Origin of the sequence: Rhizobium sp. ZK1, assembly GCF_047782645.1 — a bacterium.
GTDB lineage: Bacteria > Pseudomonadota > Alphaproteobacteria > Rhizobiales > Rhizobiaceae > Rhizobium.
Genome location: NZ_CP180586.1, coordinates 919513 through 941749 on the forward strand (window position 1 = coordinate 919513; position 22237 = coordinate 941749).

Below are 22237 nucleotides of genomic sequence, written 5' to 3' on the forward strand. Positions count from 1 at the left end.
GTCAACCGTTTGAATTGTCTCTGACGGACAGTACGAAGGGCGCGTTGCCGTCGGCCTCCGCACCACGGCCGATCGCTCTCACGGCATCGACGAGCCGCCCGCGCCGGTCAAGCAGCGCATCGCCGATTTCGATGATCCGTGCATTCGGTGTCGCATAGGGCGAGGCGGCACGCAGCCGGCGGGCAAGTGCCGTATCTTCCTGCTCCGGCGCCAGCGACAGGGCGGCAATCAGCGCTGCGGCGGGCGAGCGCGATACGCCCATCCAGCAATGGACGAGGAGCGGTGCCTTCTGCTGCCAGCCGGCGGCAAAAGCGATGATCGCCCGTACATGCTTCTCATCAGGCGCCACGAGATCGCCCGTGCCCTTGAAGGAGATATCGTTCATATTGAGCAGCAGGTGCCGGTCGGCCTGGATGATGCCCGGCCGGTGAAAGGCCTGTTCCTTCGCCATCAGACTGATCATTTCGCGCGCCTTGTGCCGCACCGCCATCTCGGCGATGCGCGAAAGCGGAGAAACCACGATCACGGTCATGGGGTCATGCCCCGCTCCGCCTCGATCTCGGCGAAGCGTTCGCAGAAGAGCCGCTGCGCTTCGAGTGCAGGCAGGGGATCGATCAACAGCATGTCCCTGGTGATACCGCGCGGCTGGCCGAAGAATTTCTGCGCTTCCGCAGGCGTGAAGCCGGCAAGCACCGTCGCTTCGAAATAGGCGGCGATCGTGTCGGCCTTCTTGATCTTGTCCTTGAGATCGCGCGAAGGGTGCGGCGGCAGGCCGAAGCGCAGGTGCACGGCGGCCTCCAGCCGTTTCTCGACGGTCTTGTATCCGCCGCCGACAACGGCCTTGAAGGGCGAGATCATGTCGCCGATCACATATTCCGGCGCGTCATGCAGCAGCGCCATCAGGCAATCGTCGGGCGTGGCCTCGTTGAAATGCCGGAAGATGGACTCGACGACAAGGCAATGCTGCGCGACCGAAAAGGCATGATCACCCGACGTCTGGCCGTTCCAGCGGGCGACGCGCGCGAGCCCGTGGGCGATATCGGTCAACTCGACATCGAGTGGCGAGGGATCGAGCAGATCGAGCCGCCGTCCGGACAGCATGCGTTGCCAGGCGCGTGGAACCTTCGCAGTGGTCACGCGCTGGCCTCGTCCGAGGAGGTCGGGAAGCTGAGACCGGACCAGGCCGGCAGGCTGAGCGTCACGGAAACATCGCCGGCAAGCAGCGGCGTGCCTGATACCATCGCCTCGCCGGCGCGGTCGATGCGCACGATTGCCAGCCCACGCTGTCCCTCGACAGAGCCGAGCGTGCCGACAGGCTTGCCATTGGCCGTGATTTCAGTGCCGCTGGCCGGCAGTGCGGCGCCCGCCGACACAGTAACGACGCGGCGTCTTGCCGTGCCGCGATGCTGCATGCGCGACACCACTTCCTGGCCGACATAGCAGCCCTTCTTGAAGGAAAGGCCACCGTTGAAATCCATCAACACGTCATGTGGAAAGGCGTCTTGCAGCGCATAGTCAGGTCCTGACGTGACGATGCCATTCGCGATGCGCAGCGCGTCGTAGAGGGTCGCATTGTGGCTGCCATGATGACCGGCGCGACGCAGAACAGTGACGTCAGCCTTCGCAAAGCGGCTATCCCTAACGCCTTCTTTGGCATCTTCGCCCCAGCAGATAGTCACACCATCTTCGGTCACAGGCGTCAGCGTCACCGGCGCACGCAGGCGATACATGGTCAGTCGTTTGAGCAACGCTTCGCGCTGGGCCGCATCCGTTTCGATGATGAAGCCGTCACCGTCGCGCCAGATCATGAAGTCGAAGAGGATCTTGCCCTGCGGCGTCAGCAACGCGCCCGGCCGCGCGTCATCGGCGCTCATCGAGACGATGTCGGTGGTGATGAGATTCTGCAGGAAGGACTCTGCTTCCGCGCCGCCGACGGCAATCAGCGAGCGATCTTTCAGGAATACGGCTGGCATGGCGAAACCTGTCGCGTTGGTGATCGCTCAGAGGTATGTCTTTGAGGCTGAAGGTGCAAGCGCTCTACAGCATCGGCCCGAAGATCGGAATCGATTTTCGGAAACCTGATGCGTCGATTCCAAAGAGTTAGAGCATCCTTGGTGCGCCGGAATGGACGCTCGGCGCCTACAGCGCCGCGCGTCTTTTCAGACGCGCAAAGGACGCTGTAGCACTTTGAATTGCTGCGTAATTCCTAAAATCGATTCCGATTTGAGGATTATGCAGTAGCGTCAGTCGCCGGCAGTGAAGAACTTCCATTTGCCGTCGGGCGCGATACCAACACGATAGAAATTATAGCCGCCGAACTCCTGCATGTCGGAAAGATCGCCTGCCGTGACGATGCGCAGCAGTTCCACGCGTTCCGGCGGAGTCAGCGTTTTCAGGTCCTTCTCGGCGAAATAGGGCCAGACATACATGTCGTCAGCCGTGCCCTGGCCGACATGCACGAAGCCGGTCGAGATCACGTCGAGCATGATGGCGAGGATTTCGTCGCCCTCGGGATCGCCGGAAAGGTCCTTCAGCGTGCCGATCGGATCGTCCGTGGGTTCTCCGACCGTCACCTGCGTCTGGTCGGCACCAGTTCCCATCAGCGGGCGCAGGCGTTCGAGATCACCTGATGCTGCCGCCTCAACGATCTGTTCGCGCATCTTGCGCACTGGCTCCGGCACCTTGCTGATGTCGTAGATCACTTCGACGGGCTTGGAATCGTCGGATGCGCCCGGTGTTTTGTCGACGCTCTGGCCGCCTTGCTTGTTGACGAGCGGGTCGGGCTGGGGAATGCCGGAAGAGCCGTTCTGTGGTGCAGCAGGCTGTTGCTGGCCCTGTTGCGCCGTGGCCGCCGCATCGGGTTGACCCGGAATCTTCTGAAGTTCGGAAAGCGCGTAGGCGGAAGATGCGGACAGCACGCTACCTGCGGCAAGGCCGACGGCAAGCAGGACCGGCGCGAGCGGGATTCGCGAGGAAATATCTTTACCGGTACGCATGAGACTCTCTGTATTGCCCTTATTGCAGGGTCCTGTTGGTGGAAAACTCACCTGCCAGCATGCGATCACGCAGCGAGTCCAGCAAGGCTTCGGCACTGCCTTCTCCATGCAGTCTGATCGTCTCGCGCAGCGCATGAGCAATCGCGGCATCGGCAATGATCTCAGGCTCGATGCCGTCGGCCATGCCGTCGGCCCAAGCCTCGTTCTGGTATTCCAGAGCCGCCTGCATCTTTTCGTGGACGATCATGTCGTCGATGTCGTTGAGGCTTGGTTCCATTATCTTTTCCTCAGAACTTCTCATGTCTTACCGCTACGTTAACAACACTAACAGCCTTTTCCCAAAACGACACGTGCGCATGCGAAAACAGGTTAATTAAACGTTAATTTCCGAAGCGCGAAGTAATTTCTGTGGCAAGTGTTGCACCTTCGTTACGGTAGCGCTCTTCTGCCACGATGGCCGCCTGCGTGCAATCCGTATAAACCGAGGCAAAAGCGCGGTAGCCGCGATTGAAGGCTGCGGTCAGTTTTTCCTTGCGCTGCTGCTCTCCATTCGTTTCAGAATCAAGCAGTTGCTGCATGTCGGTTCGCCATTCGTCAGCCCCCGGCGCCTTGCACAGCGTGCGCAGGTAATGCACCGAACCCAGAATCTCCGCCAGCCGCGCCAGCTTGTCGTCATAGGGTACGATCGCAGCCTGCGGCACGATCTCCTCTGGCGGCGGAACCGCATTCTTGCCGCCCTGCGCCCCACCTTGCGCCATTGTGGGACCAGCCGAGACAAGGCCGGCAAAGACGAGCAATGACAAGACAACGCGTCGAACGGGAATCATGCATCCAGTTGATACAGGGAGCATGACGGGAACAAGGCGGATGCAGCAGTTTCCACTTCTATTCTGCCGGCTGTCCCCGCCGTGATCTTATTCGGCGGCAGCCACCTGCTCCGCACATTCGAGCACGCTCTGCGGTACCGGCATGCGGCGGATCTCCTCCACGCTGTACCAGCCGAGTGCAACTGCATCGTCGGCGGCTTCGGCCACCAGATGACGGTCCGCTTCGACGCGGAAGACGGACAGAAAGAAATGGCTGCTGATGCCGCCGTCGGGCGCATGCGTCTTGAGGTCATAGGTGGAGAACAGGCGAGGATTGCGCGCCTGGATGCCGGTCTCCTCGAAAAACTCACGCAGTGCCGTCTCCTCAGGCGTTTCGCCCGGCTCTCCGCGCCCGCCCGGAAAGGCATACATATCGGCAGACGGTGGGTTGCGCCGCAGCACGAGAAGGAACCGGCCATCACGTTCCAGGATGGCGGAGGAGGCGGGTTTGGCTTGGGAGGTCATTGTTTCGCACGCTTTGCTGTGATGCCCGCCTTATCCCACGGGCGGCTCACCTTGCGCAACCGTCTGGCTTGCGCGAAATATGCTTCTCGATTCCTGCGAGATGCCAGTGACCTGCCAGTGACCTGCTTGTGACCTACCTGATCTATGCCTTTGCCGCGTCATTCGAAATTGCCGGCTGCTTCGCCTTCTGGGCCTGGCTGCGGCTGGCAAAGCCCGTCTGGTGGCTGGCGCCGGGCATGGTGTCGCTGGCGCTCTTTGCCTGGCTGCTGACGCTGGTGCCGAGCGAAGCGGCCGGCCGCACCTTCGCGGCCTATGGCGGCATCTATATCGTCGCCTCGCTGCTGTGGCTCTGGCTGGTAGAGAATCGTGTTCCTGACCGCTGGGATATCGGCGGCGCGCTGGTCTGCCTCGCCGGCACGGCGATCATCCTCTTTGCGCCGCGTAGCTAGAGCATGTCGCGCAAAAGTGTGCAGCGGTTTTGCGGTAACGACATGCGTAAAACAAAGACTTCCGCGAAAGATGTGCAGCGCCTTCCCATTCGGAATCGCTTGAGGACAATCCGCCTTGACCGATGCCGGGCACGGTGCAAAGAAACCCTTATGTGTGGACGTTTTGCCCTGACAGCAGTGGTCAAGGATATCGCTGAAGCCTTCAGTCTTGCCGAGCTGGAGGGCTTTCCGGCGCGTTATAACATCGCGCCGACGCAGCCGATTCTCGTCGTCATATCAGGTGAGGGGCAGGAACCGGGCAGCAACCTGCCGGATCGCCGCGCTTTGCTGGTGCGCTGGGGCTTCACCCCGGGCTGGGTCAAGGACCCCAAGGAATTTCCGCTGCTGATCAATGCGCGTTCGGAAACCGCGATCGGCAAGGCCTCCTTCCGTGCTGCCATGCGCCATCGCCGCATCCTCATCCCGGCCTCCGGCTTCTATGAATGGCATCGTCCTTCGAAGGAAAGCGGCGAGAAGGCGCAGGCCTATTGGATCAGGCCGCGCCGTGGCGGCGTCATTGCCTTTGCCGGCCTGATGGAAACATGGTCCTCGGCCGATGGGTCCGAGGTCGATACCGGCGCCATCCTGACGACGAAGGCCAACGGCGCCATTTCCTCGATCCATGACCGCATGCCCGTCGTCATCCAGCCGGAGGATTTTTCCCGGTGGCTGGACTGCAAGACGCAGGAGCCGCGCGAGGTCGTCGACCTCATGCAGCCGGTTCAGGACGATTTCTTCGAGGCGGTCCCGGTCTCCGACAAGGTCAACAAGGTCGCGAACATGGGGCCGGATCTGCACGATCCGGTGCCGCTCGAAAAGCTGCCGAAGCCTCTCCAGAAGAAAACGCACGATGACGGGCAGCTCAGTTTCTTCTGAAACACGTCGCGTAAAGCTGCCCGGCCGCCATAATGACACGGATCGTCTTGCCTACAGCCTCGGTGCTGCCACGGAGTCGTTCGTCTGGTTCTTTGGGCTGGAATTTGGGGCGCGTCTCTTGCGGCCCATATTTGCCAGACCCGCCGCATGGCGGGTTCCGGATGTCATTAACGGCATTGTCGTGAGCCTACTGGCGATCAGCCTGCGCGTGCGGTTCTTCGCACCTGCTCAGGCGAGCTTCTTGACCGGCGCCGGCTTTGCCATCATCGAGGCGGCAGCCACGGCCTTGAGGCCGAGCGGGCGGTAGTTGGTCGCGAGATCCGGCTTGGCTGCCTGCTGCTGCTGTTCCGACTTCTTCGAGGTCACGATACTCTCCTTACGTGGTTCCCTAGAATTTTATGTATCTTGCTCTTTTGTCCCTAATAGCGACAAAACAGAGGCATTGCTTATCAGGAAATGTAAATACGGACCATAATTCGCGAGGCTTAACCGAAGCCTGCGTGCGTTAATACTTACTTAATAAAAGTAAACGCTCAGATGTGGCGGCCGATGTCATCCTCGCCGACGCCGGGTTCCTCGATGGTCAGCGTGCCATATTTGCGTTTCCACTTCCGTGCTCCGAAGGGCAGCGAAATGAGGTAGGCACAGACCGTGAAGACCATCACTTCCCAGGTGAAACTCATCAGCAGCGCAACGTAGATGACGACGCCGAGCATGGCCGGCAGCACGAGATCGCGTCGCATCCGGCTCTCGGATTTACCGGACCAGACAGGCAGGCGGCTGATGAGCAGAAAGGCGATGAGGATCGTGTAGCCCGAGGAGAAAAAGGCGAAGCTACGGTCGGTGGAGAGGCCGAGGAAGCCCAGATAGACTGGCAGCAGCACGAGCATGGCGCCGGCCGGTGCCGGCACGCCGACGAAATATTCCGACTGCCAGGGCGCGCGGTTCTCACGCTCCGACATCACGTTGAAGCGCGCCAGCCTCAGGCCGGCCGCGATCGCGTAGATGAGTGCTGCGATCCAGCCGAGCGAGCGTGCCGCATCAAGCGCATAGACATAGACCACGAGGGCAGGAGCAACGCCGAAATTGACGATATCGGCAAGCGAATCCATCTGCGCGCCGAATTTCGACGTAGCCTTCATCAGTCTTGCCACACGGCCGTCGATGCCATCGAGGAAGGCGGCGACCAGCACCATGGCGACAGCCAGCTCGTAGCGGTTCTCAAAGGCGAGCCGTATGCCGGTCAGGCCGGCGCAGATCGCCAGGATGGTGATGAGGTTCGGAACAACGAGCCGGATCGGAATCTCGCGAAGGCGCGGCCCGCGGGCGGAATCGTCGTTTGGGCCGTTCGGTTCGAAGGGCGGAAAAGGGGGTTCCATATCGCGCGCTCCTGGAAATTAGCTGCGGCGACTGATGACCGGACCCTTTGCCGAGGCGAATTCGGCAATGACGGTCTCGCCGGCTATCGCCGTCTGGCCAAGCGAAACGCGTGGCGCGGTATTGGCGGGCAGGAACACGTCGAGCCGCGAACCGAAGCGGATAAGGCCGAAACGCTCGCCGGCATCGATAGGTTCGTTGACATGCGAAAAGCAGAGGATGCGCCGTGCCACGAGGCCGGCGATCTGCACCACGCCGATCTGTCCATGACGGGTCTCGATGACGAGGCCGTTGCGCTCGTTCTCCTCACTCGCCTTGTCGAGTTCGGCATTCACGAAGCTGCCCGGTCGATGGTTGATGCTGACGATGCGGCCGCGCATCGGCGCGCGGTTCACATGGCAGTTGAAGACGTTCATGAAGACGGAGATGCGCAGCATCGGTTCACTGCCGAGGTTCAGCTCGGCCGGTGGCGTGACCATCTGGATCGAGGAGACCTTGCCGTCGGCCGGCGAGATGACGAGATCGTCGTCCTGCGGCGTCACACGCTCCGGATCACGGAAGAAATAGGCGCACCACAGCGTCAGGATAAGGCCGATCCAGAAGAGCGGCTTGAAGATCCAGCCCAATACGAGCGACGCGACGAAGAAGGCGGCGACGAAGGGATAACCTTCCTTGTGCACCGGAACGATCGTGTTGCGAACCGTATCGAACAAGCTCATGAATGCCGGCCTCCTGTCGTTTTTCGTATCCGCTGGTTACAGAAAAACGACACCAGGAGCAATGCCGCGGATACCGGCGAGGCTTTCATGCGCCGGTTCTGAACAACAAAACGGGCACTTTGGCCTGTTTCAATGCTCAGCTTGCCGGCGCCAACCGGTTGACGATGCCCAACTCGTCTTTCTCGCGAACCTGCTTCAGGTGTTCTTCGGCCTGCGTCGCCTCGCGCTGGCGGCTCCACATCGAGGCATAGAGGCCGTTCTGTTCGAGAAGGGAGGCATGCGTGCCGCGCTCGGCGATCTCGCCGCTCTTCAAAACGATGATCTCGTCGGCACCGATGACGGTGGAGAGGCGATGGGCGATGACCAGCGTCGTGCGGTTCTTGGAAACGACATCGAGCGCAGTCTGGATTTCCCGCTCCGTCGTGGTGTCGAGCGCCGAGGTCGCTTCGTCGAGAATGAGGATCGGCGGCGCCTTCAGGATGGTGCGGGCAATCGCCACACGCTGCTTTTCACCGCCGGAAAGCTTCAACCCGCGCTCGCCGACCTTGGTTTCGAAACCCTCCGGCAGCGTCTCGATGAAATGCGCGATCTGGGCGATCTCGGCCGCCTGCTTCACGTCGGCTTCGCTGGCCGAAGGGCGGCCATAACGGATGTTGTAGGCCACCGTGTCGTTGAACAGCACCGTATCCTGCGGCACCATGCCGATCGCCGAGCGCAGGCTCTTCTGCGTGATCCCTCGTATATCCTGCCCGTCGACGGTGATCGCGCCGCTCTGGATATCGTAGAAACGATAGAGCAGCCGCGACAGCGTCGATTTGCCGGCCCCCGAGGGACCGACGACCGCGACCGTCTTGCCGGCGGGCACGTCGAAGGAAATGCCTTTCAGGATCGGGCGGGCCGCATCATAGGCGAAATGGACGTCCTTGAACGAGATGGCGCCCTGGCCGATGGCAAGATCCTTCGCGTCCGGCGCGTCCAGAACCTCGGCCTTAACCTCCAGAAGATCGAACATCTGCTCGATATCGATCAGCCCCTGGCGGATTTCGCGATAGACGAAGCCGATGAAGTTCAGCGGCACGGAAAGCTGCAGCAGCATGGAATTGACGAAGACGAAATCGCCGACCGTATGTTCGCCGCGCTGCACCGACCAGGCCGAGAGAACGAGCATGATGGTCGTGCCGATGCCGAAGATCACGCCCTGGCCGAAGTTCAGCCAGCCGAGCGAGGTCCACACATCGGTCGCCGCTTTCTCATAGCGCTCCATCGACTTGTCAAAGCGCTTGGCCTCCATTTCCTCGTTGCCGAAATATTTGACCGTCTCGAAGTTGAGGAGCGAGTCGATCGCCTTGGTATTGGCGTCGGTATCGCTGTCGTTCATCGCCCGGCGAATGGAGATGCGCCAGTCGGAAGCGCGGATCGTGAACCAGATATAGGCCCAGACGGTAAAGGCGGTGACCGCAAGATAGGAGAAGCCATAGCCCCACCAGAAGATCGCTGCCGTCAGCAGGAATTCGATGACGGTCGGGATCGAGTTCAGGATCGTGAAACGCACGATTGTTTCGATGCCCTTGGTGCCGCGCTCGATGATGCGTGAAAGCCCGCCCGTCTTGCGTTCCAGGTGGAAGCGCAGGGAAAGCTCATGCATGTGCACGAAGGTACGGTAGGCAAGCTGGCGCACCGCGTATTGGCCGACGCTGGCAAAGAGCGAGTCTCTGAGCTGGTTGAGGCCGAGCTGGATAAGGCGGGTCAGGTTATAGGCGATGACGAGGGCGGTGACGCCAATGAGCAGCGGTGGCAACGTGCCCTGCAGGTCCATCTTGCCGTTCAGCGCATCCGTGGACCACTTGAAGAAATAGGGCACCAGCAGCAGGACGAACTTCGAGATCAGCAGATAGACCGAAGCCCATACGACCCGCATCCTGAGATCCGGACGGTCCGCCGGCCACATGTAGGGCCAGAGATTGTAGAGCGTTCCCAGCAGGTTGGTATCAGAAACTGTCTTGCCGTTTGCCATGCCTGTCTCCAGCCCGAAGGGCCGCTCTCGCCGCGGCCTGTCGCCGTTCCCGCGAGATATGATACCGGCTGGCGGAATACAACATTGATAGGGATTTTATAGGCGAAGTGTTGCGCGCCCGCGCTAAGGAAAACGGCGACCAATGGGCCGCCGTTTTGATATTCAGGGATGCTGACCGGAGAGCCGCTTGCGATGCAGCTCCTCTGCGTTGGGCAGTGCATCCTTGGGCAGGCCGAAGATCTGGCCGGGGCGGATGCGGTCCGGATTGACGATCTTGTCCTCGTTGGCGATGTAGATCGTCGTGTAGCGCACACCGAGGCCGTAGACGCGGCGGGAAATCTGCCACAGCGTATCGCCGCGGCGGATGATGACCGCATTGTTGTTTTCCGTCAGCGGCGCCTGCTCGATCGTCTTCGGCTGGCCGGCGTCGGATATTTCGTTCGACGGCATGGGCGCGGCATTGGGAACCGTCAGCTGGGCAATGATCGCGCCGAGCTGGTCGAGCGCCGCGCCGACTGATTTTGCATCCTTCGGCAGGCCCTGCAGCACTGTGAGTGCGTTCGAGGCAACCTGCGAGGCGGAAGCCGATGCCTGCTTGATGGCGTCGGTCGCATCGATACCCGGACGAAAATCGACAATCGAGCGCAGTGCGAATTCGGTCGCCGAGCGAGCCGCCGCAAGCTGTTCTGCACCCGGCACTTTGCCGTCTGCAAACAGGCCCTTCAGCAGGCCGAAGGCCTTCGTTGCGTCGCTCTCGAGCTTGCCGAGCTGGCCCTCATCGAGCGGCACCAGCGCCTGACTGGTATTCGCATTGTTGCCGGACTGGGCGGCAACCGTGACCTGATCGCCCGCCGGACGATTGAAGTTGACGGTGGCGCGCACGAGCGCCTTGCCGGCGCCGTCAACGACGTCGACGCGGATCTTGTGGTCGCCGACCGACAGGTTCATCACGCCTTCGATGACGAAGTGACCGTCCGGCCCTGCGGTATCCTGGCCGATGAGCGCATCATCGGCATAGCCGACGACCTTGGCGTTGGCGCGCGTCGTGCCGGCGACGAAGATCTTGTTGCCCTCGATCTCGACGGCATTGACCATCACGTCGGCCGTGCCGCCGCCACCCTGCTGGGTGCCGGGAACCGCCGGCGCCGTCTTGGCGTTATCGCTGGCGTCTGCAGGCATATCCGGGGTCTGCACGGCGACCTGATCATTCGCAGCGCCATTCGGCGCCGGCTGATTGCCGGCAGGTGCGGCCGATGCGTCGTTGGCGGTCGGCGGCTGGGCACTGGCGACCTCAGCCGTAGGCGCCGTAATGATGCGGCTTGCCGTGCCCGGCTTGGAGACCATGGCGAGCAGTTCGCTGCCGCTGCCGTCCTTCGGTACGGAAACGGTCGCGACTTCTTCCGAGAGAGTGGTCTTGCCGTCCTTGCCCGTCACTTTCAGCACGAGCTGATGGTCGCCGGCGGGAAGCGGATTGTCGAGAACGGCGGCAAAATCGCCGGTGCCGTCGACATCGGTCGTCACGACCACCCTGTCGCCGTCAAGCACTTCCAGCTTGCCATGCGGTTCGGCCGAGCCGGCAATGACGGTCGAACCATCGGGCTCGACGCGCAGCACGTCGAACGCCGGGATCTTCGGGCCTGTGTCGGAAGCGACCGGCTGACCGGCAGCTTCCGGCGATCCGGTCAGCGCGGCTTCGGCCTTTGCGAGTGCGGCCAGCGCATCGGCGGCATTTTCAGGCAGATTCTGGATGATGTCGCGCGCCTTGCCTGCACCGTCCTTGGCCTTGGAGACGAGGCCCGCGGTTGCGGTGTCGAGACCGTCAGGGGCGGCGAAATCGACGATCGCGGTCAGCGCATTCACGGCTGCTGTCTTGGCGCCTGAAAGCGCATCGGCGGCGGGCACCTTGCCATCGGCAAACAGCGACTTCAGGCCGGAGAGTGACTGGCCGGCATCGGCGGTGAGGCTGCCGATCTTCTGAACGGCGGCTGCGGCATCGGCGACAGCCGAGCGGGAAGTCTTAGACGCTTCGTTAACCGTATTGTTGACCTCGGTGCCGGCCTGGTTGATGGCGTCACCAACCTTTGCCACATCAGGGCCGAGCCGGGGCATGACGAAAAACACCATCAGTATGATTGCGATTACGAGCACTGCGAGGGCCAGCAAGCCGGCACGGTTTTTCATCATTACGTCTCCCAAGGCGGCAAATTGCCGTAGTATCCAGAAATTGCTAGCGATTCCCGTTGCTTTTCACAAGCATTCAAAGCAATTACACAAGCTCGGCACGCCGCTTTTCATTCAATTTTCTTGACTGCATTGAAATGGAATAGTTGTTTTTCCCTTATGACCGAGCAATCTGTATCGATTCGATCCATTTGCGTTTACTGCGGCTCTCGGCCGGGACGCGATCCTGCCCATATGGCTGCCGGCCGCGCACTTGGAAAAGAGATCGCGGAATATGGCCTTCGCCTGATCTATGGCGGCGGCACGAAAGGCATCATGGGCGCTGTGGCCAGCGGGACCCTATCCAACGGTGGTCAGGTGACGGGCATCATTCCCGAGTTCCTGATCGACATGGAAGCGACCCGCCATTCGCTCGGCCAACTCAACGAGCTTATTGTAACCCCTGACATGCACGCGCGCAAACATACGATGTTCGAGCGCTCGGATGCCTTCGTGGCCTTGCCGGGCGGGATCGGCACGCTGGAAGAGATCGTCGAGATCATGACCTGGGCGCAGCTCGGCCGCCACGAGAAGCCGATGGTCTTCGCCAATATCAACGGTTTCTGGGATCCGATGATGGAGCTTTTGCGTCACATGACGGGCGAGGGTTTCCTGCACACCGCCCATCGCGTCCAGCCTCTGGTGGTCGACGACATCTCCGGCATCATCCCGGCCATCATGGCGCAGGCGGCAGAGGTTGCCGCCGACCGCGGCGGCGAGGACGAGGTGATCTCCAAAATGTAGGCAGGGCAGCAGCCCCTGGCGCTGACCAGCCTTTCACCGACCTATTCAGCTATAGGCTGAAACAAGCTCAGTCACCTGAGAACGCATCCATCGGTTGGCGGGATCATTGTCGCTTGCCGCCGACCAGACCATCGATATCGGGCTCACCGTCAAATCGAGGGGAACCTCGGCGATCGCCAAGCCGAACAGGCCGGCATAGCGCTTCACGATTCTGGTCGGCAGGGTGGCGATCAGGGGCGCTTCGAGGACAGCGGTCAGCACGGTCAGGAATTCCGGCGCAGCCACCGAAACGTCGAGTCGCACGTTGATCCGCTTCAACGCATCATCGATGCATCCTTCGATGGCGTCCTTCTGGGAAACCAGGGCATGCTTCAGGCCGACATAGCCGTTGCGGTCCACAGTTTCGGGAAGATCAAGAAGCTTCGGATTGTAGCAACACATCAGCGATTGCTCGAACAGCAGCTTCCGGCGGTGTCTGTTGTTACCGTCAGCGTAGCAGCCGACGCCGAGGTCGATGACATTGTCGTCCAGGAGCTTATGAACCAGCTCGGGGTCGACCGCTCGCGCAAGCACTTTGATACCGGGGGCCGTCTCGCTCAACATAGCGGCGAGACGCGGCACGAGCAGCACCTCAAGCTCGCTGGAAAAGCCGATCCGGAATATCTGCTCAGCCTGGTCCGGTTCGAAGGTCGCCGACGTTACGATCGCCTGCTGCGTGCGGGTGAGTATCTGCTCCACGGCTTCGGCGAAACGCAGCGCCCGATGGGTCGGCTGCATGACCTGGCCGACACGCACGAACAGCTCGTCCTGAAGCAAGGCCCGGAGAGTGCCGAGATTATGACTCATGGCGGGCTGCTGGATTTTCAGCCGGACAGCCGCCTTCGTCACGCTCCGCTCCTTCATGAGGGCATCGAAGGCGACGAGCAGGTTGAGGTCGAAAGACCACAGATTGAAATGATCGATGGAGACAATTTCATTCATCGATTTGATCGTTGCACGAATTGTCCCTACTGTCCATGGCCATCAGACAGCGCTGTCCCGGTTCAGTTCAACTCGAAAGGAAATTCCATGAGCGATCTTGGAACGGAATATCGTATTGCCGGCGTGACGGTCAGAAAGGTGCAGGAGCAGTATCTGCACAACGTTCCGCCCTCATTTCTCTATCCGACTGCCGGATCTGAGGAGATCAAGGCGGTCGAGCCACGTCTTTCCGCCGTCGATATGGAAGAGGGCCGCGATGCCCTTGTGGTGAGCATCCACAGCTGGCTTGTTAGGACGCCCGACCACGTCATCCTTATCGACACGGGGTCGGGTAACGATAAGGAAAGACCGCGTAATCTCGCCTTCCATCAGCAGACTATCCCGTTTCTCCAAAGGTTGCGCCAGGCAGGTATCGCGCCCGAAGACGTCGACTTCGTCATAAATACCCACCTCCACGTCGATCATTCCGGCTGGAATACCGTCCTCGAAAACGGAAGATGGATCCCCACTTTCAAAAACGCACGCTATGTCTTCCCGCGCGCCGAGCAGGAATATTATGGGTCGACGGCAAGCCACAACGACGTCAACATTCACAGTATCGGTGTCTATGAAGACAGCGTGCGGCCAGTGATTGAGGCGGGGCTTGCCGATTTCATCGACGATTCAGGCGGTCGTTTCCTGGATCATTTTACCTTCTTGCCGACGCCTGGGCATAGCATCGGCCATATGTCTGTTCTGCTGGAGGCGGACAATCAAGCGGCAATCTTCGCCGGCGATGTCATGCACCATCCGATCCAGGTGGAACGGCCCGACCTCAACACGGTCTTCTGCGAATTCCTGGATCAGGCTGCCCAGTCCAGACGGCGCGTACTCGAACTCGTTGCCGATAATCACGCCATGTACTTCTCCACGCACTTTCCCGGTTCGTCTGCTGGATATGTAGCCCGCGACGGCGAAAAATCCAGGTGGTCCTATGTCTGACAACAAGCTCGCATCTTCAGATTTTGACTCCGGCGAGATCGTATTCGACGAGCATTACGTTGATAGCGGAACCTACGGCATCAAGCTCTATCTCCGCAATAAGCGAAGGAAGGACCACAAAGTCTTTCTCGCGGAGAAAACGATCGTGATGGTGCATGGGGCGACCTTCTCGTCCGGAAGTCTTTACGACGTTCCCTTCAACGGGATGTCTTTCATCGACTTCCTCGCTCATCGAGGCTTCGATGTCTTTGCGGTTGATGTCCGGGGCTATGGAAAATCGAGCCGCCCGCCGGAGATGCAGGCCCCGCCCGATCTCAACCCCCCGCTTGTCGCCACAGACACCGGCGTCGCCGACTTTGCAACGGCCATCGATGTTGTCCTTCGACTTCGCGGCCTGAAGGCTGTTAATGTCTTTGCAATGTCGTGGGGCGGTACTGTGGCCGGTGCATATGCTGCGCGCAATCCCGACAAGGTCATCAAGCTCGCCTTGCTCGCGCCGCAATGGCTGAGTGACGTTGCCATCCCCATCGATCAGGGCGGCACGCTCGGCTCCTACAGGCTTGTTCCCGTCCATGCGGCCCTGGCGCGTTGGCTGGGCACCGCACCCGAATACGCGCGTGAACGTCTTGTGCCTGAGGGCTGGTTCGACCTCTGGGCCGCACTGACCCTCTCGGAGGAGCCGTCGCAGGCCGACAGAGAGCAAGGCAAACTACGGGCCACCAACGGGCCGATCGAGGACATCCGCACCTACTGGAGAGCTGGAGCCCCCTATTATCGGCCAAGCGAAATTCGCGCGCCGGTGCTGTTGTTGCACGGTGAATGGGATATCGACGTACCGCTCGATCTGGCGCGGGCCTATTTCGAGCAACTGACCGGTGCTTCCTACAGGCGATGGGTAGAAATCGGGGAGGCGACGCATCTCGCCCTCATGGAGAGCCACCGCATGCAGGTCTATTCCGAGGTTGCCCGCTTCTTCGAGGAAGATTTCAAACCGGAATAGAGTCTGAACGACGTGGCTCCGGGATCGAATCCGGAGCCCGCTTCCTCAAGCGGGCCGCGCGTTCACCGTCCATCAAACCAGTCGTTCCCATGACAATTCTGATCACCGCCATCCTGGATGCAGGACGAAGTGCCGTCGACATCGCCATATTCACCTTTCTGCCGCTGATGATCGTGACATTTTCGCTGATGCGCTACCTCGAGGGCATGAGCGCACTGCGATCAATCGCCGGCAAGGCCAATCCGCTCTTCAGACTTTTCGGCCTGGACGGTTTTGGGGCCTTGGCGATCATCCAACTCAGCCTCGTAAGTTCGGCTGCCCCGGTTGCTGCCCTGTCGCTGATGGCGCACAAAGGAACATCGGAGAAATTTATGGCCGCCGCCTTTGCGGCGGTGCTTGCGGCTGCGCCGGCAAATGCCAGTTTCCCGCTCGCAAGTATCGGTATCGATCCCGGCTTGATCATAATAAACGGCGTTTGCGGAGCGCTCGTTGCGTCCACTCTCGCCTGTTGGATCGTTGAGCGCCGTTCCTTGCCCGGAAAGCCCTGTTCCTGCGACAGGTCGGATGACCACGACGTGGCGAGGCGCGATCTGCTGGCGGCGATAAATCGCGGTGGCGCAGATGCCATCGGCGTCGTTTCTGCAATCCTGCCGGTGCTCGTGATCTCACTGGCTCTGGTAAGGCTTACCCAAAGCACAGGCGCACTTTCCGCCTTCACGTCCGCTGCGCAGCCATTGCTTCAGCTGCTCGGCGCCTCGCAGCAGGATGTCCTCTTCCTGATCACAAAGTGCCTGGCAGGATCGAGCGCAGCCGTTACCCTGTTGCTTAACGCCCACAAGGAACTGAGCCTTCCGCCGGAGAAAATCATTCACGGTTCCGCATTTCTGCTAAACCCTCTCGATCTTCCCGGCCTTTCCATTCTTGTCGCTTCGGTGCCGGCGCTCCGCTCGGTGGCGGGGGTTGCCGTCTTGAGCGCATTGACCGGAATTCTCGTTCGCAAAGCGCTGCTTACCTGGCTTTGAGCCAACGCTCCGGCTTGCGATTAGAGAACGGCTACATCCTTCCGCGGCTTACCTTCAGCATCGACCAGCTATAGAAGAACAGGCCGGCCCAGATCAGTGGGAAGGCGATCATGCGCGCCGTATCGAGCTTTTCCCCGAAGCCGAATATGGCTATGATAAAGATTATCGTCGGCGCGATATACTGCATAATGCCGATAGTCGAGAGCTTGAGCAGCTTGGCGCCGTTGGCGTAGATCATGAGCGGCACGGCGGTAATCAGTCCGCAGCCGAGCAACAGGGCGGTGTCGGCAAGACCGGTCCGATACAAGTGTCCTTCGCCGCTGACGAATTCCAGATACAGGATGTAAAGCAGGGCCGGCAGGCTGAGGATCAGCACTTCCAGGAAGAAGCCCTGGTTCGGCCCGAGCGGCAGCGTCTTGCGAAAGAGCGCATAGAAGCCCCAGCTGATTGCGAGCGTCAGCGCCACCCAGGGAATGCCGCCGCTGTCAAAAGCAAGGACGACGACCGCCAGGCCTGCAAGGCAGATCGCTGCGATCTGCATCGGCTGCAGCTTTTCCTTGAGCAGCACCGCGCCGAGAAAGATGCTGAAGAGCGGGTTGATGAAATAGCCCATGGCCGCATCGAGCGAATGGCCGGCGCCGATCGCCCAGACATAAGTGCCCCAGTTCACGGTGATCAGCGTCGCGGTCATGGCCGCCATGGCAAGCATGCGGGGAGAACGCAGCGCCGCTGCGATATCCTGCGTGCGCCCCAGGACCAAAAGCACGATGCCGGCGAGCGGCAGCGACCAGAGAATACGGTGGGCGATGACCTCGGCCGGCGATATATGCGCCACCGCCTTCATGTAGATCGGCAGGAATCCCCACAGAAGATAGGCCGTAAGCGCGAAGGCAAATCCGCGTGGACTGTCTTCGTTCTTGATGAGCGGGGCGCTGGCGTCAGCTGACATTGGATGTTTCCGTCTTTGTTCTGTTTCTGATCCGGATTAGCTTAAGCGGCGTGAATAGGCCAATTCATTTCCTTGAATGGACTGGTGTCTATTTGGCCGCCGGAAGAGGCGAACATGGACGAAACGAAACTGGCGATCTGTCGGCAGGCCTATGCCACTCAGATGCTGACGAAGATGGGCATCGCAGGCGACGAGCGGCTGTGGCAGGCCTTTGCCACTGTGCCGCGGGAGGATTTCCTGGACCCGCCGCCGTGGCGCATGGCAAACGGGATCGGCTATCGGGATATGCCGTCGACCGACCCCGTCATCCTCTATCAGGATGTTCTGATTGCGCTGCAGGAGGGGCGGCAGGTCAACAACGGCAGCCCCTCGCTGCATGCGCTCGGCCTTCACTGGCTCGCGCCGAAACCCGGCGAGATGGCCTGCCATATCGGGGCCGGCGGTGGCTACTACACCGCCATGCTGTCGCATCTGGTTGGTCACGACGGCCATGTCGTGGCAATCGAATATGACCGGGATCTCGCCGCCCGCGCCGCCGCCAGTCTGACTCCCTATGACAATGTCGAGGTCATCTGCGGCAACGGTCTGGAATGGCCGCAATCGCCTGCTGATGCGATCTACGTCAATTTCGCGGACCACAGGCCGGCCGAAGCCTGGATCGACAATCTCGCTGTAGGCGGCAGGTTGATCTTTCCGCTCTGCGCACCCTCCCGCGACGGCAATGACAACCTGCGCCCGCGCAGCGCCCGCGGCGGCTTCTTCCTGATTGAGCGCGCGCCGGAGGACTATCGCGCCCGTTATCTGAGCCCCACCTTTTTCGTCTGGGGGCATGGCGCGACCGGCACGCTCGAGACTTACAAGGCGCTCGAGGACACCTTCCGGCATGGCGGCATGGACGAGGTCACGCGGCTGCGCTGGAAGACGCCGAAGGAGGAGGGCGAATGGTATTCGGAAGAGGACTGGGGCCTCCTCTGAACTTTATTCGGCGGCGATCTTGCCGGCGAGCTGCCGGTTCTTCATCAGCTTGTAGATGACCGAATCCATCAGTGCCTGGAACGAGGCGTCGATGATGTTGTCGGAAACGCCGACCGTCCACCAGCGCACGCCGCTGGAATCGGTGGATTCGATCAGAACGCGGGTGATGGCGTCAGTACCGCCATTGAGGATACGCACCTTGAAGTCGGCAAGCACGAGGTCATCGATCTCGTGCTGGTATTTGCCAAAATCCTTGCGCAGCGCAAGGTCGAGCGCGTTGACCGGGCCTTCGGCTTCCGCAACCGACATCAGCGTCTGCCCGTCGATGCTGATCTTCACGACCGCTTCGGAGACGATCTTTATACGGCCGTGGGAATCGAAGCGCCGTTCGATCATCACCCGGAAACCGTCGAGCGAGAAGAAGTCCGGGATGGTGCCCATGGTGCGGCGAGCGAGAAGCTCGAAGCTCGCATCGGCCCCCTCATAGGCATAGCCGGATGCCTCGCGCTCCTTGACGATCGAGATCAGGAGATCGAGCTTCGGATCGTCCTTGACGACGTCGATGCCGCGCCGCTTCAGCGCGTTGATGAAATTCGCCTTGCCGCCCTGATCCGAGACCATGACTTTGCGGAAATTGCCCACGCTTTCCGGCGGAACGTGCTCGTAGGTCCGCGGGTCTTTCAGCAGGGCCGAGGCGTGGATGCCGGCTTTGGTGGCGAAGGCAGACGCGCCGACATAGGGCATCTGATGATCCGGCGAGCGGTTCAGGAGTTCGTCGAAGGCATGGGAGAGGCGGGTGAGATTGGTCAGTCGATCCGCGTCGATTGCCGTCTCGAAACGCGTGTTGTAGGCGCTCTTCAGCGCCAGCGTCGGGATCAGCGTCACCAGATTGGCATTGCCGCAGCGTTCGCCGATGCCGTTCAGCGTGCCCTGGATCTGGCGCACGCCGGCCTCGACGGCAGCAAGCGAATTGGCAACGGCCTGGCCGGTATCGTTATGCGCATGGATGCCGAGACGGTGGCCCGGTACGCCGAAGGCGATCACCGCCTCGACGATGGCGCGCACTTCCGGCGGCTGCGTACCGCCATTGGTGTCGCAGAGCACCACCCAACGCGCGCCGTTCTCATAGGCAGTCTTCGCACAGGCAAGCGCATATTCCGGATTGGCCTTATAGCCATCGAAGAAATGCTCGCAGTCGACCATCGCCTCCTTGCCGGCGGCAACGACGGCCTTGACGCTCTCGGCAATGGATTCGAGATTTTCCTCGTTGGTGCAGCCAAGCGCCACCTGCACGTGATAATCCCAGCTCTTGGCGACAAAGCAGACAGCATCACTGCACGCCTGCAGGAGCCCGGCGATACCTGGATCGTTGGAGACGGAAACACCTGGCCGCTTCGTCATGCCGAAGGCGACGAAGGATGCCTGGCTCGTACGCTTTTCGGCGAAGAAGGCGGTATCGGTCGGGTTTGCTCCCGGATAACCGCCCTCGACATAGTCGAGCCCGAAATCGTCCAGCATGCTTGCAATCGCAATCTTGTCCTCGACCGAAAAATCGATGCCGGGTGTCTGCTGCCCATCCCGAAGCGTCGTGTCGAAGAGATAGATTCTTTCGCGTGTCATGGTGGTGTTTCCTGTCGCGCCTTGCGGCTTTTATTGTTTGCCTGCGAACCGGTCCGTCGCCCGGATCAACTGGTCGAGAATGCCCGGTTCCGAGAAAGCGTGACCAGCCCCTTCGATCAGGTGGAAGTCGGCTTTCGGCCATGCCTTGTGCAGCAGCCAGGCGTATTTGGCCGGGCAGGGCATGTCGTAACGTCCGTGGACGATGACGCCGGGAATATCCTTCAGCTTATGGGCATCGCGCAGCAACTGGCCTTCATCCATCCATCCGGCATGGACGAAGAAGTGGTTCTCGATGCGCGCAAAGGCATAGGCGAAATCGGCTTCCTCGAACTTGCCGCTCGTCGATTTCTCCGGCAGCAGCGTGATCGTCTCGCCTTCCCAGAGGCTCCAGGCCTGCGCGGCCTCGAGAGCAACCGCCCGGTCCGAACCGGTGAGCCGGCGGTTATAGGCGAGCATCATCTCATGGCGTTCTTCCGGCGGGATGGGTGCGACGAAGCGCTCCCACTTGTCCGGGAACATTTCGGAGACCCCGAACTGATAATACCAGTCGAGCTCGGCCCTGGTCAGCGTATAAATGCCGCGCACGACGAGTTCGGAAACCCGCTCCGGGTGTTTCTCGGCATAGGCGAGCGCCAGCGTCGAACCCCAGGAGCCGCCGAAGACCTGCCATTTGTCGACACCAGCCATTTCGCGCAGCCGCTCGATATCGGCAACGAGATGCCAGGTGGTATTCGCCTCGAGGCTCGCATGCGGTGTGGACTTGCCGCAGCCGCGCTGGTCGAACAGGACAACGTCATAGAGCTTCGGGTCGAACAGGCGGCGATGAACAGGCGAAATGCCGCCGCCGGGGCCGCCATGCAGGAAAACCGCCGGCTTGGCGCCTGATGTACCGGAGCGTTCCCAATAGATCACATGGCCATCGCCGACATCGAGATGGCCGGAGGCATAGGGTTCGATTTCGGGATAGAGCGTGCGCAGCACTTCAGTCATATCTTCACGCCTTTCGCGGGCCAGACTGCGGTATCGTGATCGGGATGCTGGAAGGAGATGATCGCTTCCTGCCGGGCATAAAAATCCGGATCCTTGTGAACAGGCGCGTCGAAGATCGTCTCGACCCATGGCAGGCGGGCATCATAATTGACCTGGATCTGCGGCGCGAGGTCGCTGCGGTCGTCGAAGGTGCCGATCGCGAGCTCCAGACCGCCCGGATGGCGGTAGGTCATCGGCGTGCCGCAATCCCTGCAGAAGCCGCGCTCGATATTGACCGAGGACTGGAAATAGGCCGGCTCGCCGCGCGTCCATTCCATGCCTTCTTCCGGCGCCGTCACCAGCGCGGAAAAGAAACCGCCGAACTGCTTCTGGCACATGCGGCAATGGCAGATGGACGGGCGTCCGAGCTTGCCGGTTATGCGGAAGCGCACGGCGCCGCACTGGCAGCCGCCTGTTCTCGTCGTCTCTGTCATGGATGATCTCCTGAAGGCCAGTGGGATGTATCGTGGTCGGGATGTTGATGATTGCTCGCTGCGATCCTGTCCTCGCGATCGGTTGTTTCCGGTTCCGGCTCGACAGGCAAGCCATCGAGCGCATGAAACCAGGCCATTTTGCTGTCGAGATTGGACTGCATGACCGGCTTTACCGCCTGTGGGTCATCCAGCGAGCCGAGCGCGATGTTGATGGAGTCGGCATCGGGAATATCGTAGAAAAGCGGCGTGCCGCAGTCGCCGCAAAAGCCGCGCCGCACGAGACCGGAGGAGTGGAACCATTTCGGCTCGCCGCGCGTCAGCTCGAAATCGACCCGCATCACCCCTGCAAGCGGCAGGAAATAATTGCCGGCGGCCTTCTGGCACATGCGGCAGTGGCAGATATGCGGATAGTCGAGTTCGCCGTTCGCCCGGTAACGAACCGCGCCGCACTGGCATCCGCCGGTCAGTCCCATCTTTGCCG

At 60.9% G+C, this 22237-nt stretch carries 25 protein-coding genes and 1 pseudogene; 8 read left to right on the forward strand and 18 right to left on the reverse strand.

Annotated features, from left to right (window positions below):
• Position 1: 1 nt before the first annotated feature.
• The 7 genes from ACK9YZ_RS04710 to ACK9YZ_RS04740 form a co-directional block, all read right to left on the reverse strand.
• Positions 2 to 532 (reverse strand): tyrosine phosphatase family protein, encoded by a 531-nt coding sequence (locus ACK9YZ_RS04710; RefSeq protein ID WP_416065837.1) that lies wholly within the window; start codon positions 530 to 532, stop codon positions 2 to 4.
• On the reverse strand, positions 529 to 1137 hold the full coding sequence (locus ACK9YZ_RS04715; protein WP_416065838.1) for a hydrolase: 609 nt from the start codon (positions 1135 to 1137) through the stop codon (positions 529 to 531). The genes ACK9YZ_RS04710 and ACK9YZ_RS04715 overlap by 4 nt, the downstream gene beginning before the upstream one ends.
• Positions 1134 to 1973, reverse strand: a complete 840-nt coding sequence (locus ACK9YZ_RS04720; protein WP_416065839.1) for a YgfZ/GcvT domain-containing protein — start codon at positions 1971 to 1973, stop codon at positions 1134 to 1136. The genes ACK9YZ_RS04715 and ACK9YZ_RS04720 overlap by 4 nt, the downstream gene beginning before the upstream one ends.
• A 270-nt stretch (positions 1974 to 2243) precedes the next feature.
• Positions 2244 to 2996, reverse strand: coding sequence for a hypothetical protein (locus ACK9YZ_RS04725; protein WP_416065840.1), 753 nt, complete (start codon positions 2994 to 2996; stop codon positions 2244 to 2246).
• Positions 2997 to 3015: 19 nt separating this feature from the next.
• A complete protein-coding gene (locus ACK9YZ_RS04730; protein WP_018115578.1) occupies positions 3016 to 3273 on the reverse strand; it encodes a hypothetical protein in 258 nt (85 codons plus the stop codon).
• A gap of 103 nt (positions 3274 to 3376) precedes the next feature.
• Positions 3377 to 3847, reverse strand: coding sequence for a TIGR02301 family protein (locus tag ACK9YZ_RS04735; protein WP_216757549.1), 471 nt, complete (start codon positions 3845 to 3847; stop codon positions 3377 to 3379).
• 63 nt (positions 3848 to 3910) lie between these two features.
• Positions 3911 to 4327 (reverse strand): NUDIX hydrolase, encoded by a 417-nt coding sequence (locus tag ACK9YZ_RS04740; RefSeq protein ID WP_216757550.1) that lies wholly within the window; start codon positions 4325 to 4327, stop codon positions 3911 to 3913.
• Between the two features lie 128 nt (positions 4328 to 4455).
• On the opposite strand from ACK9YZ_RS04740, the gene ACK9YZ_RS04745 reads away from it, so the two are divergent.
• From ACK9YZ_RS04745 to ACK9YZ_RS04755, 3 genes and pseudogenes are all read left to right on the forward strand, one after another.
• Positions 4456 to 4776: a YnfA family protein gene (locus ACK9YZ_RS04745; protein ID WP_216757551.1), complete on the forward strand. Its 321-nt coding sequence runs from the start codon at positions 4456 to 4458 to the stop codon at positions 4774 to 4776.
• Between the two features lie 150 nt (positions 4777 to 4926).
• The gene (locus tag ACK9YZ_RS04750; RefSeq protein WP_216757552.1) at positions 4927 to 5691 is read left to right on the forward strand and encodes an SOS response-associated peptidase; all 765 of its coding nucleotides are present in this window, start codon (positions 4927 to 4929) and stop codon (positions 5689 to 5691) included.
• A 40-nt stretch (positions 5692 to 5731) separates the two neighbouring features.
• Positions 5732 to 5920: pseudogene (locus tag ACK9YZ_RS04755) on the forward strand (LysE family transporter); the annotation flags it as partial.
• Here ACK9YZ_RS04755 and ACK9YZ_RS04760 read toward each other — a convergent pair.
• The 5 genes from ACK9YZ_RS04760 to ACK9YZ_RS04780 all read right to left on the reverse strand — a co-directional run bounded on the left by ACK9YZ_RS04760 (position 5920) and on the right by ACK9YZ_RS04780 (position 11985).
• Positions 5920 to 6057, reverse strand: coding sequence for a hypothetical protein (locus tag ACK9YZ_RS04760; protein WP_246698134.1), 138 nt, complete (start codon positions 6055 to 6057; stop codon positions 5920 to 5922). The pseudogene ACK9YZ_RS04755 and the gene ACK9YZ_RS04760 sit on opposite strands and share 1 nt — an antisense overlap.
• Positions 6058 to 6224: 167 nt before the next feature.
• A complete protein-coding gene (pssA, locus tag ACK9YZ_RS04765; protein WP_216757554.1) occupies positions 6225 to 7070 on the reverse strand; it encodes a CDP-diacylglycerol--serine O-phosphatidyltransferase in 846 nt (281 codons plus the stop codon).
• An 18-nt stretch (positions 7071 to 7088) separates the two neighbouring features.
• Positions 7089 to 7787, reverse strand: coding sequence for a phosphatidylserine decarboxylase (locus ACK9YZ_RS04770; RefSeq protein ID WP_183730715.1), 699 nt, complete (start codon positions 7785 to 7787; stop codon positions 7089 to 7091).
• A gap of 136 nt (positions 7788 to 7923) precedes the next feature.
• On the reverse strand, positions 7924 to 9801 hold the full coding sequence (locus ACK9YZ_RS04775; RefSeq protein ID WP_216757556.1) for an ABCB family ABC transporter ATP-binding protein/permease: 1878 nt from the start codon (positions 9799 to 9801) through the stop codon (positions 7924 to 7926).
• Between the two features lie 162 nt (positions 9802 to 9963).
• Positions 9964 to 11985, reverse strand: a complete 2022-nt coding sequence (locus tag ACK9YZ_RS04780; RefSeq protein WP_416065841.1) for a LysM peptidoglycan-binding domain-containing protein — start codon at positions 11983 to 11985, stop codon at positions 9964 to 9966.
• Between the two features lie 156 nt (positions 11986 to 12141).
• Here ACK9YZ_RS04780 and ACK9YZ_RS04785 point away from each other — a divergent pair, with 156 nt between their 5' ends.
• Positions 12142 to 12765 carry a TIGR00730 family Rossman fold protein gene (locus ACK9YZ_RS04785; protein WP_416065842.1) on the forward strand — a complete coding sequence of 208 codons (624 nt, stop codon included), beginning with the start codon at positions 12142 to 12144 and terminating at the stop codon, positions 12763 to 12765.
• Between the two features lie 45 nt (positions 12766 to 12810).
• Here the strand turns inward: ACK9YZ_RS04785 and ACK9YZ_RS04790 are convergent, their stop codons facing one another.
• Positions 12811 to 13746 carry a LysR family transcriptional regulator gene (locus tag ACK9YZ_RS04790; RefSeq protein WP_416065843.1) on the reverse strand — a complete coding sequence of 312 codons (936 nt, stop codon included), beginning with the start codon at positions 13744 to 13746 and terminating at the stop codon, positions 12811 to 12813.
• 87 nt (positions 13747 to 13833) lie between these two features.
• Here ACK9YZ_RS04790 and ACK9YZ_RS04795 point away from each other — a divergent pair, with 87 nt between their 5' ends.
• From ACK9YZ_RS04795 to ACK9YZ_RS04805, 3 genes are all read left to right on the forward strand, one after another.
• Positions 13834 to 14727 (forward strand): MBL fold metallo-hydrolase, encoded by an 894-nt coding sequence (locus tag ACK9YZ_RS04795; protein WP_416065844.1) that lies wholly within the window; start codon positions 13834 to 13836, stop codon positions 14725 to 14727.
• Entirely contained in the window at positions 14720 to 15727 is a 1008-nt protein-coding gene (locus ACK9YZ_RS04800; RefSeq protein WP_416065845.1) for an alpha/beta hydrolase, read from the forward strand. Before ACK9YZ_RS04795 ends, ACK9YZ_RS04800 begins: the two co-directional genes overlap by 8 nt.
• Positions 15728 to 15816: 89 nt before the next feature.
• Positions 15817 to 16749, forward strand: coding sequence for a hypothetical protein (locus tag ACK9YZ_RS04805; protein WP_416065846.1), 933 nt, complete (start codon positions 15817 to 15819; stop codon positions 16747 to 16749).
• Between the two features lie 31 nt (positions 16750 to 16780).
• On the opposite strand, the gene rarD is transcribed toward ACK9YZ_RS04805, so the two are convergent.
• Positions 16781 to 17698: an EamA family transporter RarD gene (rarD, locus tag ACK9YZ_RS04810; protein ID WP_416065847.1), complete on the reverse strand. Its 918-nt coding sequence runs from the start codon at positions 17696 to 17698 to the stop codon at positions 16781 to 16783.
• A gap of 114 nt (positions 17699 to 17812) precedes the next feature.
• On the opposite strand from rarD, the gene ACK9YZ_RS04815 reads away from it, so the two are divergent.
• Positions 17813 to 18673 carry a protein-L-isoaspartate O-methyltransferase family protein gene (locus ACK9YZ_RS04815; RefSeq protein WP_416065848.1) on the forward strand — a complete coding sequence of 287 codons (861 nt, stop codon included), beginning with the start codon at positions 17813 to 17815 and terminating at the stop codon, positions 18671 to 18673.
• A 3-nt stretch (positions 18674 to 18676) separates the two neighbouring features.
• Here ACK9YZ_RS04815 and cimA read toward each other — a convergent pair whose 3' ends face one another.
• The 4 genes from cimA to ACK9YZ_RS04835 are packed head-to-tail and all read right to left on the reverse strand — an operon-like array spanning position 18677 to position 22229.
• Complete coding sequence (gene cimA, locus ACK9YZ_RS04820) at positions 18677 to 20293, reverse strand: citramalate synthase (RefSeq protein WP_416065849.1); 1617 nt, start codon at positions 20291 to 20293, stop codon at positions 18677 to 18679.
• A gap of 30 nt (positions 20294 to 20323) precedes the next feature.
• Positions 20324 to 21283, reverse strand: a complete 960-nt coding sequence (gene pip / locus ACK9YZ_RS04825) for a prolyl aminopeptidase (RefSeq protein ID WP_416065850.1) — start codon at positions 21281 to 21283, stop codon at positions 20324 to 20326.
• The gene (locus ACK9YZ_RS04830) at positions 21280 to 21756 is read right to left on the reverse strand and encodes a GFA family protein (RefSeq protein ID WP_216757563.1); all 477 of its coding nucleotides are present in this window, start codon (positions 21754 to 21756) and stop codon (positions 21280 to 21282) included. The genes pip and ACK9YZ_RS04830 overlap by 4 nt, the downstream gene beginning before the upstream one ends.
• Positions 21753 to 22229 (reverse strand): GFA family protein, encoded by a 477-nt coding sequence (locus ACK9YZ_RS04835; protein WP_416066819.1) that lies wholly within the window; start codon positions 22227 to 22229, stop codon positions 21753 to 21755. Before ACK9YZ_RS04835 ends, ACK9YZ_RS04830 begins: the two co-directional genes overlap by 4 nt.
• Between the last annotated feature and the right edge of the window lie 8 nt (positions 22230 to 22237).